Below are 13,881 nucleotides of genomic sequence, written 5' to 3'. Positions count from 1 at the left end.
ACTGTGTCGACCCCGCCGCCCCCGCAGACCACCGCAGCCCGCCGGCTCGCCGCCGGCCGGGAGGTCTGGCGTGTGCTGAGCGGGCGGGTCGCGCGACTGCTGGCCCGGGCGCACCAGACCTGGCGGCGTTCGCTCCAGGTCCGGGTGGTGACCATCACGCTGGTCGCCTCCAGCCTGTTGGTGGGCGGTTTCGCGTACCTGATCGCTGACAAGATCACGACGATCCTGCTCGACAATGCGCGCACCGACGTCCAACTGCGCCTCAAGGGCGGCGCGGGGTACGCGGCCAAGCAGGTCTCCCTCTACGGTCAGCCGCAGGAGGCGCAGCTCCAGGAGACGATCGAGGGCACGGTCAACTACCTGGCCGGCGGCGACCCCCAGCAGACCAGCGGGGTGGTGGTGGCCATCACCGCCGCCGACTACCCCACCATGATCCAGACCCGCACCGCGCCGGCGGCAAACGTCCAGCCCCTGATCAGCAAGGAGCTGCGGGCCGCCGTCGCCAGCGGCAAGGTGGCCAGCCAGATCCAGACCGGCCGCCTCACCGGCGAGCCGACGAAGTACCTGGTCTACGGCTCCCCGGTGCCGACCCGCTTCGGGCAGATCGAGCTCTACTACCTGGTGCCGCTGACCCGTCAGGACGCCACAGCCGCGGACGCCCGCGCCACCGTCGTCGGCACCGGCATCGTCCTGGTGATCCTGCTGGGGCTGCTCGCCGCTCTGGTCACCCGGCTCGTGGTCAACCCGGTCCGGGTCGCCGCGCGGACCGCCCAACGGCTCTCCGCAGGCCTCCTCGACCAGCGGATGGTGGTCAACGGCGAGGACGACCTCGCGCTGCTGGCCGCCTCGTTCAACCAGATGGCCACCAACCTGCAACGGCAGATCCTGCGCCTGGAGGAGATGTCCCGGTTGCAGCGGCGGTTCACCTCCGACGTGTCGCACGAGCTGCGTACTCCGTTGACCACGGTCCGGATGGCCGCCGACCTGATCTTCGCCGAGCGCGACGAGTTCGAACCGGCGGTCGCCCGCAGCGCCGAGCTGCTCCAGGCCGAGCTGGACCGTTTCGAGGAGCTGCTCACCGACCTGTTGGAGATCAGCCGGTTCGACGCCGGCTTCGCCATGCTGGACGCCGAGCCGACCGACCTGGTGCCGGTGGTGCACCGTGTCGTCGACCGGTTGGCCGGCCTCGCCGAGCGGGCGGGCGTGGAGATCGAGCTGGACCTGCCGAGCACCCCGGTGATCGCCGAGGTCGACCCTCGCCGTGTCGAGCGGGTGCTGCGCAACCTGGTCGGCAACGCCGTCGAACACGGCGAGGCCCGCCCGGTGCTGATCACCCTCGGCATCGACGAGACCGCCGTGGCGATCACCGTCCGTGACCACGGGGTGGGGCTGAAGGTGGGCGAGGAGAAGCTGGTGTTCAACAGGTTCTGGCGGGCGGACCCGTCGCGGGCCCGCCAGACCGGCGGTACCGGGCTCGGCCTCTCCATCAGTCTGGAGGACGCCCGCCTGCACGGTGGTTGGCTGGAGGCCTGGGGAGCGCCCGGCCAGGGCGCCCAGTTCCGCCTCACCCTGCCGGCCCGCGCCGGTGACCGGCTCACCACGTCGCCGCTGCGGCTGGTACCCGCCGACGCTGCCCTTCCGTTCGGCGGCCCGCGCGACGGCGGCCCCCTGGCGATCGGCCCGGGCAGTGGCCCGGCGCTGGCGATCGGCCCGGCGTCTACCGACAGCGGCGAGCGGGAGGAGGTGCGCTCGTGAGGGCTCGACCACTGCTTGGCGCCTTCGGCGCGGCCCTGCTCCTCAGCGCGGGGTGCGGCATCCCGGCCTCGTCCGACGTACGGGTCGACGGCAGGGCCGGCACCGCGACGGAGGCCGGGTCGAGCAACGGCCGCAGTAGCGAACCGCCGACGCGGAACGCCAGCGGTAGCGACAACGCGGCCTTCGTGCGCAACTTCCTGTCCGCCGCCGCCGGCGAGCCGGACCGGGCGTACGAGCGGGTGAAGGCGTTCATCGCTCCCGAGCACAAGTCCCGCCTGCAGGACAAGAAGGGCAGCGAGGTCGCGCTGACCGTGGTCCGGCTGCGCGAGACGGTCTTCACCTTCAACAGCGACTCCACCACCACCGTCAAGATCACGGTGCAGCAGATCGGCGTGCTGCGGACCAACGGCACCCTGGCGCCCCCGGTGGCGACCGAGACGCAGTACGAGTTCCGGCTGCGCAGCGCGGCCCTCGGCGGCACCGGCAGCGACGAGCGCGCCGGGCAGTACCTGCTCGACCCGCCGAACGTGCTGCTGCTCAGCGACGTGGCCCTTCAGCAGTACTACCAGGACGAGTCGATCTACTTCTGGAATTCCGACCGCACCCGGCTGGTGCCCGACCAGCGCTACCTGCCGTACGCGGTGCCGGACGAGCGCCGGGTCAACGAGGTCGTGCGCTGGCTGGTGGGCGGCCCCTCCGACTGGCTGCGGCCGGGTGTCGTCGGGTTGCCCGACGGCACCGAGCTGATCAACAACGCCACCGGCGCGAACAACCGGTGGGAGGTCAACCTGGACATGTCCGGCGACGACCAGAGCCGGGTCGACCAGGTGATCACGCAGCTCGCCTGGTCGCTGGGTGACCTGCCGGGCGAGCTGGAGCTGAAGATCCGGAACAACTCGCAGCCCGTGCAGGACCTCGACGAGCGCCGGGCCGCCTACCAGCTCTACCCCGTCCGGGAGAGCCCGCAGCGGTACGGCGTCTACGAGGGCGCGATCCGTCCGCTCGACTTCGCCGGCGAGCCCAGCGGTGTGGTGCCGCTGACGCCCGAGGTCAACCGCGCCATCGTGTCGGCCGGTCTCGCGCGGGGCGTCAACCGGGTGCTCGCCGCGCTGGTGGTGACGAGCGGCAGGGACCGGCAGCGGCTCGCGGTGGGCGCCGGGGCGGACACCGTGGCCGCGGTCGGCCGCAGCGCCGGGGAGTACGCCTCGATCGGCCGCCCGGTCTGGCTGCGTACCGCCGACTCGCGTCCCGCGCAGGGGCTGGTGGTGGCCGACGGTCGCCTCTACCGCTTCGACGAGGCCGCCCGGATGTCGGAGGTGCCGCTCAACCTGCCCTCGTCGGAGGTCACCGCGGTGGCCTCCGCGCTGGACGGTCAGCGGATCGCGTTGATCGCCGGCGGACGGCTCTACGTCGCGGCGCTCAACCTCGACGGTTCCGGCAGCGGAGTGTCCATCGGCCCGCCCCGGGCACTCGTCACCTCGTTGACCAACCTGACCGCGGTGGACTGGATCGGGGAGGACCGGCTGGTGGTGGCCGGCTCGGCCGGTCAGCCGGCGATCTACGAGATCAGCGTGGACGGCGCCCTGGAGACGCCGCTGCGCACCGACGTGGGCGCGAAGGTCAACCACCTGACGGCGTACCCCACCAACCGCAGTGTGCGGGTGCCCACCGGGTCGTACATGTACGAGGCGAACAAAGTGGCGTACCGCAGCAGCCCGTTCGAACGGATCGAGCCCGAGCGCGTGCGCGACGTCCCCGCGCCGCCGGCCGGAGTCCGCCCGAGCAACCCGTCGGCCCCGTTCTTCCTCTACTGACGTCGTGCGCGGGCTCTGGGCGGACCTCGCCGACCTGGTGCTCCCCGCGGACTGCGCCGGCTGCCGGGCGCGTCACGAACCGATGCGACAGGGAGTCTGCCCGGCCTGTGCGACGGCGCTGGACGCGTTGCGCCCCCGGGCGGCCCGCCCCACGCCCGCCCCGGCGGGCCTGCCGCGCTGCGTCGCCCTCGGCCCGTACGCCGGTCCGCTGCGCGAGGCGCTGATCGCGTACAAGGAGCATGGTCGGCACGGTCTGGCCCGTCCGCTCGGCGCGCTGCTGGCCGAGGTGGTCGCGGTGGCGGTCGGCGAGGTACGCCCCGTCGCGCTGGTGCCGGTGCCGGACACCGCCGCGGCGGCACGTGCCCGCTACGGCGATCACCTGGACCGGCTGGCCCGGCACTGCGCGACCCGGTTGAGCCGGTCCGGCTGGCCCGCGCGGGTGCATCGCCCGCTGCGCGCCCTGCCCCGACCCGACTCGGTGACCCTGGACAGCGCGGGCCGTGCCGCAGCCGCCGAGGCAGCGTTCCGTCCCCGCTCCGGGGCGTCCGGTGGCCCCGGCACCTCGGGCGACGCGCCAGTGGTGGTGCTGCTGGACGACATCGTCACCACAGGGGTGACACTGGCCGCGGCGGCCCGGGTGCTGACCGCGACCGGATGGCGACCGAATGTCGCGGCGGTGCTCGCCGCGACCGAGAAAAGACACCACTCGTAACCGACCGTGTTTCCGTTTCACCCGATGGTGTATGAGGTGCGAAAAATTCCGGGCGGTCTTGGCAACATGGGGTGACTGCCGGGCGAACAGGAGTTAGCGTTTCGCTGTCGGGGGTAGGAGGTCGTTCCATCCCGCCCCTGGCGGTGAGAGGAGGCGTAGCCGTACTGACCGGTCGACGCCAGCGGGTCTTCCTACGGCGCACGACCGGGAAACCGGATCGAAGACGTCCGAAAAAAGGAGGTCACGTGGACATCGTGGTCAAGGGCCGCAACGTCGAAGTGCCGGACCATTACCGGGTACACGTAGCCGAGAAACTCGCAAAGGTCGAACGCTACGACCACAAGATTATTCGCATCGATGTCGAGCTGTTTCACGAGCGCAATCCGCGCCAGGCCGATCACTGCCAGCGGGTGGAGATCACCTGCGTCTCCCGTGGCCCGGTGATCCGGGCCGAGGCCTGCACGAACGATTTCTACAGCGCGCTCGACGCCGCCATCGCGAAACTCGACACCCGGCTACGCCGCGCGGCGGATCGCCGGCGCGTACACCGTGGTCGCCACGCGCCGATCTCCGTGGCCGCCGCCACCGCCGACCTGCCGGTCACGGACCTGGTGGCCGCCCCGCTGTCGGCACCGGCCGCCCGCGCCGGCACCGCCGTCGCCGAGCGCGTCGAGGAGGAGCACGACCAGCCGTGGCACATCGCCCGGGAGAAGGTGCACCCGGCCGAGCCCATGACGATCGACGACGCGCTGTTCCAGATGGAACTCGTCGGCCACGACTTCTACCTCTTCCAGGACAAGGAAACCGGTCGCCCCAGCGTCGTCTACCGACGTCACGCCTACGACTACGGCATCATCTCCCTCGACACCTGAGCAGGGTCACATCCCGCCGAGCATGGGGTCGTGCCGGTCGCCCGGCACGGCCCCATGCTTCGTCAGCGCAGGTCGGTCGGCAGCAGAGCGAAGGTCAGGTCGTCGAGGCGAGATCCCGCCAGCCCGGGCAGACGACCGCGTTGCAGGCCCTCGCGCTGGAAGCCGACCCGTTCCAGCACGCGGTGCGAGGCGGTGTTCTCCGGCACCGTGCCGGCCGTCAGCCGGGCGAAACCGGCCGGCCCGAACGCCCACGCCGCGAGCAGCCGCACTGCGCGGGTGGCGTACCCGTGCCCCCGCCAGCGCGGGAGCAGCGCGTAGCCGATCGACCCCTCGCCGCTGGACACCTCGGTGTACGACAGGCCGCAACTGCCCGCCGGCTCGCCGGTCGCCGCGTCGACGATCAGGAGCCGGGCGATGTCACCGGTCAGCCACGCGCTCTCCGCCAGCCGGCAGCGCCGCCCGATCGACTCCCGCGTCGGTGGCACCGGCGGGGCCTGGTTGGCGAGCACCTCCGGCCGGCTGTGCAGCCCGTACATCATCTCCGCGTCGTCCGGCGCGAGCCGGCGCAGGACCACCACCTGATCGCTGAGCGCCCCGTCGGGTAGGTCCGGCAGCAGCCGAGGGGTCGGACCGGGCGGATCGTCGGAGAGGCGTACCCAGGTCAGCAGGTCGTACCGTCCGCCGTCCCGGTCCTGACCGGCGGACCGGCGCAGGCCCTCGTAACGGAAGCCGGCGGCCAGCGCGACCCGCTGACTGGCCGCGTTCTCCGGCTCGGTGTGCAGCTCCAGCCGCCGCGTTCCCGTGTCGAAGGCGTGCTCGCTCAGCGCACGGGTCGCGGCGGTGGCCAGTCCGCGTCCCCGCGCCGCCGGCCGCAGCCAGTAGCCGATGTCCGCCTGACTCCGGGCGGGCATCGGGTTGCTCAACCCGGTGGCGCCGAGCAGCCGGTCGGTGACCGGGTCCGCGATGGCGTACGCGGCGCCGCCGCCGGCCCAGACCGACGGCGCGCCGGCCTCGACCCACCAGCGGGCGTCGACCTCGGTGTACGGGGACGGCATGGTGGACACGAACCGTTGGCTGAGCGGGTCCGCGCAGCCGTCGACGAGGTCCGCGATGTCGCCGGGATGGAACGGCCGGAGTCGTACCCCGTGCGCCTCGACGACCGGCGGCGAGCCCGTCATGCCAGGTCCTCGGCGAGCAGCGCGGCCACCCAGGTGTCGACCCGCTCACCCCGGTGCTGGACCCCGCCCCGGGCCGTCCCCTCGAACGTGAAGCCCGCCTTCTCGGCGGCCCGTCGGGAGGAGGTGTTGCCCACGTTCGCCTTCCATTCGATGCGCGCCAGTCCCAGCGTGGTGAAGCCCCAGGCGCTGAGCGCGAGGAGCGCGGCCGGCATGTACCCCCGCCCGCGTGCCGCCGGGGCGATCATGAAGCCCACGTCCGCGAGCAGCGGGTCGGCGGGGGAGAGCCGCAGGTCCAGAGTGCCGACCCACCTGTCGTCCGGGTCGGCGATCACGAAGCAGGCGGAGTCTCCCCGCGCCCAGGCGCCCTGGGCGTAGCCCCGGTATCCCCGCGCGTCGGAGAGGTCGTACGGGTCCGGGACCGTGGTCCAGCGGATCGTCTCCGGGTCCCGGCAGGTCTGCACCACGGCGTCCAGATCGCGCTCCTCCATTGGTCGTAGTCGCAGCTCAGCGCCTGCCGAGGTGGCGAACAGCGTCGGCTGTGGGCGGCCGAAGACGGCGGCCCGGCGAGCCACCAGGGTGCCTCGGGCGGCCGGCCCGGGCGTCCCGGGCTCAGGCACCTCGCCGGGGAGCAGCGAGCCGATCCAGCCGTCCGCGTCGCCGTCCGGTGCGGGGTTCGCCAGCCGTACCCGCCCGTCGATCCGGAATCCCGCGCGGAGGGCGACCAGCCGGGAGGCGTGGTTGCCCACCTCGGCCTGCCACAGCAACCGGCGCAGCCCCAGCTTCTCGAAGGACCAGCGGGACAGCGCCCGGGTGGCCCGGACGGTCACACCCCGGCCGCGGACCCACGGGGCCGTCCAGTAGCCGATCTCACCGGTTCCGGCACCGTCGATGGAGATCAGTCCGCAGGAGCCGAGCAGGTCGCCGGTGTCCGCGTCGCACACCGCGAGCGGCGCCCCGGTACCGTCCGCCCACGCCTGCGGACTCATCCGCGTGACGAAATCCTGGGCGTGTTCGGGAAGGTATGGGCGCGGTACGGTGGTCCAACGCTGAATGTCCCGGTCCTGGCACGCGCGGTGTACGCCGTCGGCGTCCGCGTCCCGCCAGGGTCGCAGCAGCACCCCGTCCTCGACGATCTTCACAGGCTCCACCCGTGCATCGTGCCGGAACGTTCGCCCTGGGCGTAACCGGATAACGTCCCGGGCGCATCCCGTGCGCGTGTTATGTCGGGTTCGGTGGAGCGGACCGCCGCCACCAGTGACCATCGCGCCGATGTTGCGCCTACGATGGTTCGAGACTGTCTAGGGGAGCGTTGATCCGTGTCGATTCTGGAAAAGGTCCTTAACGCGGGCGAGGGCCGCATGGTGCGCCGGCTCAAGGCCATCGCCGCCGCCGTCAGCTCGATCGAGGACGACTACGTCAACCTCACCGACGAGGAACTGCGCGGCATGACCGAGCAGTTCCGGGAGCGGCTCGCCGATGGCGAGACCCTCGACGACCTCCTGCCGGAGGCGTTCGCGGTGGCCCGCGAGGCGGCGGACCGGGTGCTCGGCCAGCGGCCGTACGACGTCCAGGTGATGGGCGGCGCCGCGCTGCACTTCGGCAACATCGCCGAGATGAAGACCGGTGAGGGTAAGACGCTGACCTCGGTCATGGCCGTCTACCTCAACGCGCTCTCCGGCGACGGCGTGCACGTGGTCACCGTCAACGACTACCTCGCCCAGCGCGACGCGGCCTGGATGGGCCGGGTGCACGAGTTCCTCGGGCTGACCGTCGGCGTGGTGCTGCCCAACCGGCCGGCCACCGAGCACAAGGCCGCCTACGAGTGCGACATCACGTACGGCACCAACAACGAGTTCGGCTTCGACTACCTGCGCGACAACATGGCGTGGTCGAGGGACGAGCTGGTCCAGCGGGGGCACAACTTCGCGGTCGTCGACGAGGTCGACTCGATCCTGATCGACGAGGCGCGTACCCCGCTGATCATCTCCGGCCCGGCCGAGCACTCGGCCCGCTGGTACGGCGAGTTCGCGGGCGTCGTGGCCCGGCTCCAGCCCGGAACGGACGGCGAGGGCGACTACGAGGTCGACCACTCCAAGCGCACCATCGCGGTCACCGAGCGCGGCGTCGCCAAGGTCGAGGACCGGCTCGGCATCGACAACCTGTACGAGTCGGTGAACACTCCGCTGGTCGGCTACCTCAACAACGCCATCAAGGCCAAGGAGCTCTACAAGCGCGACAAGGACTACATCGTCAGCGACGGTGAGGTCCTGATCGTCGACGAGTTCACCGGTCGCATCCTGCACGGCCGTCGCTACAACGAGGGCATGCACCAGGCGATCGAGGCCAAGGAGGGGGTGGAGATCAAGCAGGAGAACCAGACCCTGGCCACGATCACCCTCCAGAACTACTTCCGCCTCTACAGCAAGCTGTCCGGGATGACCGGTACGGCGCAGACCGAGGCGAGCGAGTTCAACAAGGTCTACAAGGTCGGCGTCGTGAGCATCCCGACGCACCGTCCGATGGTCCGCGAGGACCGGCCGGACGTCATTTACAAGACCGAGAAGGCCAAGTTCAACGCCGTCATCGAGGACATCGCCGAGCGGCACCAGATGGGCCAGCCGGTGCTCGTCGGCACCGTCTCGGTGGAAAACTCCGAGATCCTCTCCCAGCTCCTGCGCCGCCGGGGCATCCCGCACAACGTGCTGAACGCGAAGTTCCACGCCCGGGAGGCCGAGATCGTCGCCCAGGCCGGGCGCAAGGGCGCGGTCACCGTCGCCACCAACATGGCCGGCCGTGGCACCGACATCCTGCTCGGCGGCAACCCCGAGTTCCTCGCGGCGAACGAGCTGCGCCAGCGGGGTCTCGACCCGCTGGAGAACGAGGAGGACTACGCCAAGGCGATGGAGGAGGTCCTGCCCACCTGGAAGCAGGCCTGCGACGCCGAGGCGGACGAGGTCGCCGCCGCCGGTGGCCTCTACGTGCTCGGCACCGAGCGGCACGAGTCCCGGCGGATCGACAACCAGCTGCGCGGTCGCGCCGGCCGGCAGGGCGACCCGGGTGAGTCCCGGTTCTACCTGTCGCTGCAGGACGAGCTGATGCGCCGCTTCCGGGCCGGCGCGGTCGAGGCGGTGATGGAGCGCTTCAACATCCCGGAGGACGTGCCCATCGAGTCGAAGATGGTCACCCGCCAGATCAAGAGCGCCCAGGCCCAGATCGAGGGCCAGAACGCCGAGATCCGCAAGAACGTTCTGAAGTACGACGAGGTGCTCAACAAGCAGCGTCAGGTCGTCTACGCCGAGCGGCTGCGGGTGCTCAACGGCGAGGACCTCTCCGAGCAGGTCCGCAACATGATCGACGACACCGTCGAGGCGTACGTGCGGGGTGCCACCTCCGACGGCTACGGCGAGGACTGGGACCTGGAGCAGCTCTGGTCCAGCCTCAAGCAGCTCTACCCGGTCGCCGTGACGATCGAGGAGCTGGAGGAGGAGGCCGGCGGTTCCCGGGCCGGCATGGACGCCGACTTCCTGGTCGCCCGCCTCAAGGAGGACGCGAACGCCGCGTACGACCGCCGCGAGGAGGAGCTCGGCACCGAGGGGGTGCGCCAGCTCGAGCGGATGGTGCTGCTCCAGGTGATCGACCGCAAGTGGCGCGAGCACCTGTACGAGATGGACTACCTCCAGGAGGGCATCAACCTCCGGGCGTACGCCCAGCGCGACCCGGTCGTGGAGTACCAGCGCGAGGGCTTCGACATGTTCGCCACCATGATGGAGGGCATCAAGGAGGAGACCGTCGGCTTCCTCTACAACGTGGACGTCCAGGTCACCGAGCCGGAGCCCGACCCCGACTCGGAAGAGGTCAAGCTGCTCGACAAGCCGGTGGAGATCCGGGCCAAGGGTCTCAACCGCACGCCGCAGCGGCAGGGCCTGCAGTACTCGGCTCCGACCATCGACGGCGAGGCCAGCCCTGGCGCCCCCGCCATCGAGCAGGAGCAGCAGCAGGCCCCGGCGCTCGGTGTGGGCCGGCCGGCCCAGGGCGCTCCGGCGGCACCCGGGCAGAGCGCGCCGTCCGCCCCGCAGCGACCGGCCTCGGGGCTGCGTGGCCCGATGCTCCCGAGCGCGGGATCGCGGCGTCCGGCCCCCAGCCAGGCCGACGCCGGCAACGGCCCGTCCCGCAACGCGCCGTGCCCGTGCGGCTCGGGCCGCAAGTACAAGCGGTGCCACGGCGCGCCCAACGGCGGCAACTGACCTACCGCGCGTCCCGATGGGCCCCGGCCGACATGGCCGGGGCCCGTCGGCGTCTCCGCCCCGCCCGGCCTGATCCCGCCCCGCCCTGGTCCCGCCCGGCCGGGTCCTGCCCCGCCTGGCCCGATCCCGCCCTGGTCCCGCCCGGCCCGGTCGCCATTCGGTGGCGGTGGGAGATCGACTCGGCTTCCTGGGAGTCGGTGTGTCGGCGGCAGGTTGATGCCCCGATTCTCTGGACGTCGGGTCGATGAACCACGGCGGCGGGGTCAGAGAACGTGCAGGGCGGTGCACAGCCAGCGGCCGCGCCGGTGTTCCAGGCGCAGCGCCATGGCCCAGCTCCGGCCACCGAGGCCGCTCACCACAGCCGCCGCCTCCACCGCGGCCTCCCGAGGCGCGCAGACCCGCAGCCGTAGCAGTCGCAGAGCCGGACGCGCCGCCCGACGTCGCACCGGCCCGGCCCGCCCGGTCGCCCGCGCGAGTTCGGTGAGCAGTTCGACGGCGCGGCCCGGGTCGAGCAGGGGCCGTACCTGGGCCGGCGACCGATAGCCGTTGACCACCTCCAGGCAGGTGCCGACGAAGCGGTGCGCGGCGCGAGTGGCCTCGGGGGCGGTCGCCGGTGGCAAAGGTGCGCCGGGTTGGCTGGCCGGACGCACGGTCGGCCGGCGTGGGGCAGAGCGGCGTTCCGCGGGCCGGACCGGGTCCGGTCGTGTCGAGGCGAAGAGGTCGAGAGCGAGTTGGCCGTGGGTCGGCCCGGGCCAGTACGTCTCGTCCGGGTACGGCGGATCGATGGGTGGGACGGGGCGCAGGCGTACGGGTGGTCGGGAGGGCCCGGGTCGCCGCTCGCTCATCGCTGCTCCCTCGATCTTGCGTTTGCCTTCGTTTGCTTTCTACTGCTTAGATTCTGAGCGAGAGAACAGCCTTGGTCAATGAGTAGGGCCGCGAACCCGCCACACGTCGGCATGATCCACTCCAGATCGTGGAGGTGGCGGTATTCATGCGGCTCGAACAGCCCCGGTTCGGTGAGCTGGAGTTGATCACGGTGCAGTGAGTCGGGCGGTTATTCCGGATCGCGCTCGACGAGAGGGTTACCACGGACCCAGTCGGCGGTCTCGGCGTACTTCTGCGCGATGTACTCCTCCAGCCGGGCCCGCTCGACCCGCCACTGGCCGCGTCCGCCGATCTTGATCGCCGGCAGTTCTCCGCTGCGGACCATGTGGTAGACCTGCGAGTCCGAAACGTTCAGCTCGGCAGCCACGTCGGAGAGCAGCAGGAACCTCGGCTCCACGGAAACTCCCCAGGGTTGACGTCGTTTGCCTCAGTTTGCCACCGACGGCGCTCGCCGCCCAGCCGCCACGACTGCCACCCGGTGCCAGACACACCGGCGGGAAACTTCCACCGACCCGGAGGCGAGGTGTATGACGGTCACGGCGTGCGGCATGATCTGCGCCCGTGCCGGCTACCGCCGGCACGGAACCGAGCGGGGAGACGACCGGTGACCGACGAGCTTGTCCGGGTGTACGTGCCGGCGACCGTACCGATGCTGGCCCGCCTGCGTGAGCAGGGGCTGACCGCCGACAGCGCGCATGCGGTGACGCCCGCGCTGCGCGAGTGGTACGCCGAGGGCGACGAGGAGGAGTTGGAGTACGTCGCGTTCACCCGGGCCGCGCAGGATGCCCTGCACCTGCTCCGGGCCGATCCGGCTGCGCCCCGCCGCCGCGTTGTCGTCTCGGTCGACCTGCCGTCCGCCGCGCTCGGCCGTGGGGACGGTGAGCTGGGTTCCAGCATGGTGACGTTGGTCGACACCGTTCCGGTGGGCGCTGTCGCGGCGATCCACGTGGACGGCACGGAGGCCGTCGAGGAGGTCGCCGCCGCGGCCGACGTGGTGGCCGAGGCCGCCGCCGGCGACCCGGACGCGCAGTTCACCGTCGACGGCGCCGAGGATCACGAGCTGGAGTGGTACGACGTGACGGAGTTGGATCTCCTGCTGCGCAGCGCCGACTGAGCAGCGGTCAGCGGGCCGGGTCGGCGTCCGCTTCCCGGACCGCCGGGTCCGGCTCGTCTTCCTCGACCTCGCCGCCGGCGTTCGCGGTTGTCGCCGACTCGGAACCGGGTCGGTCGGTCGGGGCCGGTTCGTCGTCGGTCTGCGCTGGGCCGAGCGTCCGGCCGAACGCGACGATCGCGGTGAGCGCCCCCACGAAGAGCACCCAGATGCCGTTGTCCACCCGTGAGGTGCCCAGCGACGTCTGGGCCACCGCGTCGGCCTCGCTGAGCGCGCTGGCCAGGTCCAGCAGTGAGCGACCGCCGATCCGGATGATCACCTCGGCGAGCAGCAGGAGTAGACCCGGCCCGGCACCGGCGAGCAGATACGCCGGCCAGCGCAGCGCCGGCGTCTGCGGGTCTCGCCGTACGGCGCGCCGCCGTGCCCAGGTGAGGTAGCCGAAGGCGAGCAGCCCGGCCAGCAGGCCACCCAGGAGCGACTCGGTGCGCGACACCCACTTGGCCGCGTCGACAAGCGACTGCTGGGTGTCGCCCGCGCCGAACAGGTCGAACAGCGGGTCCCGTGCACGACTGAACGCCACCACGAAGATCAACGTGCCCAGCGCGGCGGTCACCACCGCGCCGACCGCCGGGGCGGTCCGCGCGCCCGCGATCGCTCCACCGATGATCGCGGCGGCGGCGGTGGTGCCGGCGATCACATTGGTGGTCGAGGTGTCGAAGTAGGTCAGGTTGATCGCCACCGCGGCGGCCAGCCCGACCAGCATCCCGGCCCCGATCGCGCCGACGAAGCGCAGGGTGGTCCAGTCGCCGTACCGGCGGGCCAGCAGGTTGTTGAAGGCCAGCGCGGTGGCCGCGCCGGCCACCAGCGCGGCCGAGATCACGCCGGGCAGGGCGAACGCGGAGAGGCTGATCGCGGTGATGCCGGCCGCCGCCGAGGTGATGGCCTCCCGGGTCGACCAGAGCATGGCGGCCAGCCAGCCGAGCGCCAGCAGCGCGAGGACCGCCGCTCCGGGCGCCCCGGTGAGCCGGCCACTCGGGCCGGTCGCGTCGACCGCCGGCTGGTCCGACTCCGCGGCTGAGTCGCGGCCGGGCTGCTTGGTCATCGTCTCCCCTTCGAGGCGCCAGGTCACCGACCATTCAGGGTACGCGGGCCGCCGAGCCCCCCACCGAACGAGCCACACCCCACGGGTACGCACCAGCGACGTACCCCCGAAGGAACCGCGACGGCCCACGAACCGCGACCAACGTCGGGGCTGGGGGGGCGAGCGTCCCCGGCGGAGGGATCAAGCCTGACCGCCCGGAGCCGGGGAC

At 71.9% G+C, this 13,881-nt stretch carries 11 protein-coding genes; 6 read left to right on the top strand and 5 right to left on the bottom strand.

Annotated features, from left to right (window positions below; genetic code table 11):
* The first annotated feature begins 3 nt into the window (after positions 1-3).
* From mtrB to raiA, 4 genes are all read left to right on the top strand, one after another.
* Positions 4-1,755 carry an MtrAB system histidine kinase MtrB gene (gene mtrB / locus ABZV06_RS26820; protein WP_355239781.1) on the top strand — a complete coding sequence of 584 codons (1,752 nt, stop codon included), beginning with the start codon at positions 4-6 and terminating at the stop codon, positions 1,753-1,755.
* The gene (locus ABZV06_RS26815) at positions 1,752-3,569 is read left to right on the top strand and encodes an LpqB family beta-propeller domain-containing protein (RefSeq protein ID WP_355239784.1); all 1,818 of its coding nucleotides are present in this window, start codon (positions 1,752-1,754) and stop codon (positions 3,567-3,569) included. The genes mtrB and ABZV06_RS26815 overlap by 4 nt, the downstream gene beginning before the upstream one ends.
* 4 nt (positions 3,570-3,573) lie before the next feature.
* Positions 3,574-4,281: a ComF family protein gene (locus ABZV06_RS26810; protein ID WP_355624929.1), complete on the top strand. Its 708-nt coding sequence runs from the start codon at positions 3,574-3,576 to the stop codon at positions 4,279-4,281.
* 245 nt (positions 4,282-4,526) lie between these two features.
* On the top strand, positions 4,527-5,153 hold the full coding sequence (raiA, locus tag ABZV06_RS26805) for a ribosome-associated translation inhibitor RaiA (protein ID WP_355239790.1): 627 nt from the start codon (positions 4,527-4,529) through the stop codon (positions 5,151-5,153).
* A 62-nt stretch (positions 5,154-5,215) separates the two neighbouring features.
* On the opposite strand, the gene ABZV06_RS26800 is transcribed toward raiA, so the two are convergent.
* Positions 5,216-6,331: a GNAT family N-acetyltransferase gene (locus ABZV06_RS26800; protein WP_355624927.1), complete on the bottom strand. Its 1,116-nt coding sequence runs from the start codon at positions 6,329-6,331 to the stop codon at positions 5,216-5,218.
* Positions 6,328-7,479, bottom strand: coding sequence for a GNAT family N-acetyltransferase (locus tag ABZV06_RS26795; protein WP_355624925.1), 1,152 nt, complete (start codon positions 7,477-7,479; stop codon positions 6,328-6,330). Before ABZV06_RS26795 ends, ABZV06_RS26800 begins: the two co-directional genes overlap by 4 nt.
* Positions 7,480-7,647: 168 nt before the next feature.
* Here ABZV06_RS26795 and secA point away from each other — a divergent pair, with 168 nt between their 5' ends.
* Complete coding sequence (secA, locus tag ABZV06_RS26790; protein ID WP_355239799.1) at positions 7,648-10,575, top strand: preprotein translocase subunit SecA; 2,928 nt, start codon at positions 7,648-7,650, stop codon at positions 10,573-10,575.
* Positions 10,576-10,838: 263 nt separating this feature from the next.
* Here secA and ABZV06_RS26785 read toward each other — a convergent pair whose 3' ends face one another.
* Together ABZV06_RS26785 and ABZV06_RS26780 are read right to left on the bottom strand one after the other, a co-directional pair.
* The gene (locus ABZV06_RS26785) at positions 10,839-11,420 is read right to left on the bottom strand and encodes an Rv3235 family protein (RefSeq protein ID WP_355239802.1); all 582 of its coding nucleotides are present in this window, start codon (positions 11,418-11,420) and stop codon (positions 10,839-10,841) included.
* A 209-nt stretch (positions 11,421-11,629) separates the two neighbouring features.
* Complete coding sequence (locus ABZV06_RS26780) at positions 11,630-11,857, bottom strand: helix-turn-helix domain-containing protein (protein ID WP_355624923.1); 228 nt, start codon at positions 11,855-11,857, stop codon at positions 11,630-11,632.
* Between the two features lie 207 nt (positions 11,858-12,064).
* Here ABZV06_RS26780 and ABZV06_RS26775 point away from each other — a divergent pair, with 207 nt between their 5' ends.
* On the top strand, positions 12,065-12,574 hold the full coding sequence (locus ABZV06_RS26775; RefSeq protein WP_355624921.1) for a hypothetical protein: 510 nt from the start codon (positions 12,065-12,067) through the stop codon (positions 12,572-12,574).
* 7 nt (positions 12,575-12,581) lie between these two features.
* On the opposite strand, the gene ABZV06_RS26770 is transcribed toward ABZV06_RS26775, so the two are convergent.
* The gene (locus ABZV06_RS26770; protein ID WP_355624919.1) at positions 12,582-13,673 is read right to left on the bottom strand and encodes a hypothetical protein; all 1,092 of its coding nucleotides are present in this window, start codon (positions 13,671-13,673) and stop codon (positions 12,582-12,584) included.
* Between the last annotated feature and the right edge of the window lie 208 nt (positions 13,674-13,881).

This window comes from Micromonospora sp. NPDC005172 (assembly GCF_040608555.1).
Lineage (GTDB): Bacteria > Actinomycetota > Actinomycetes > Mycobacteriales > Micromonosporaceae > Micromonospora.
The sequence above is the reverse complement of the archived record's forward strand: the minus strand, read 5'-3'. Positions and strand labels throughout refer to the sequence as shown.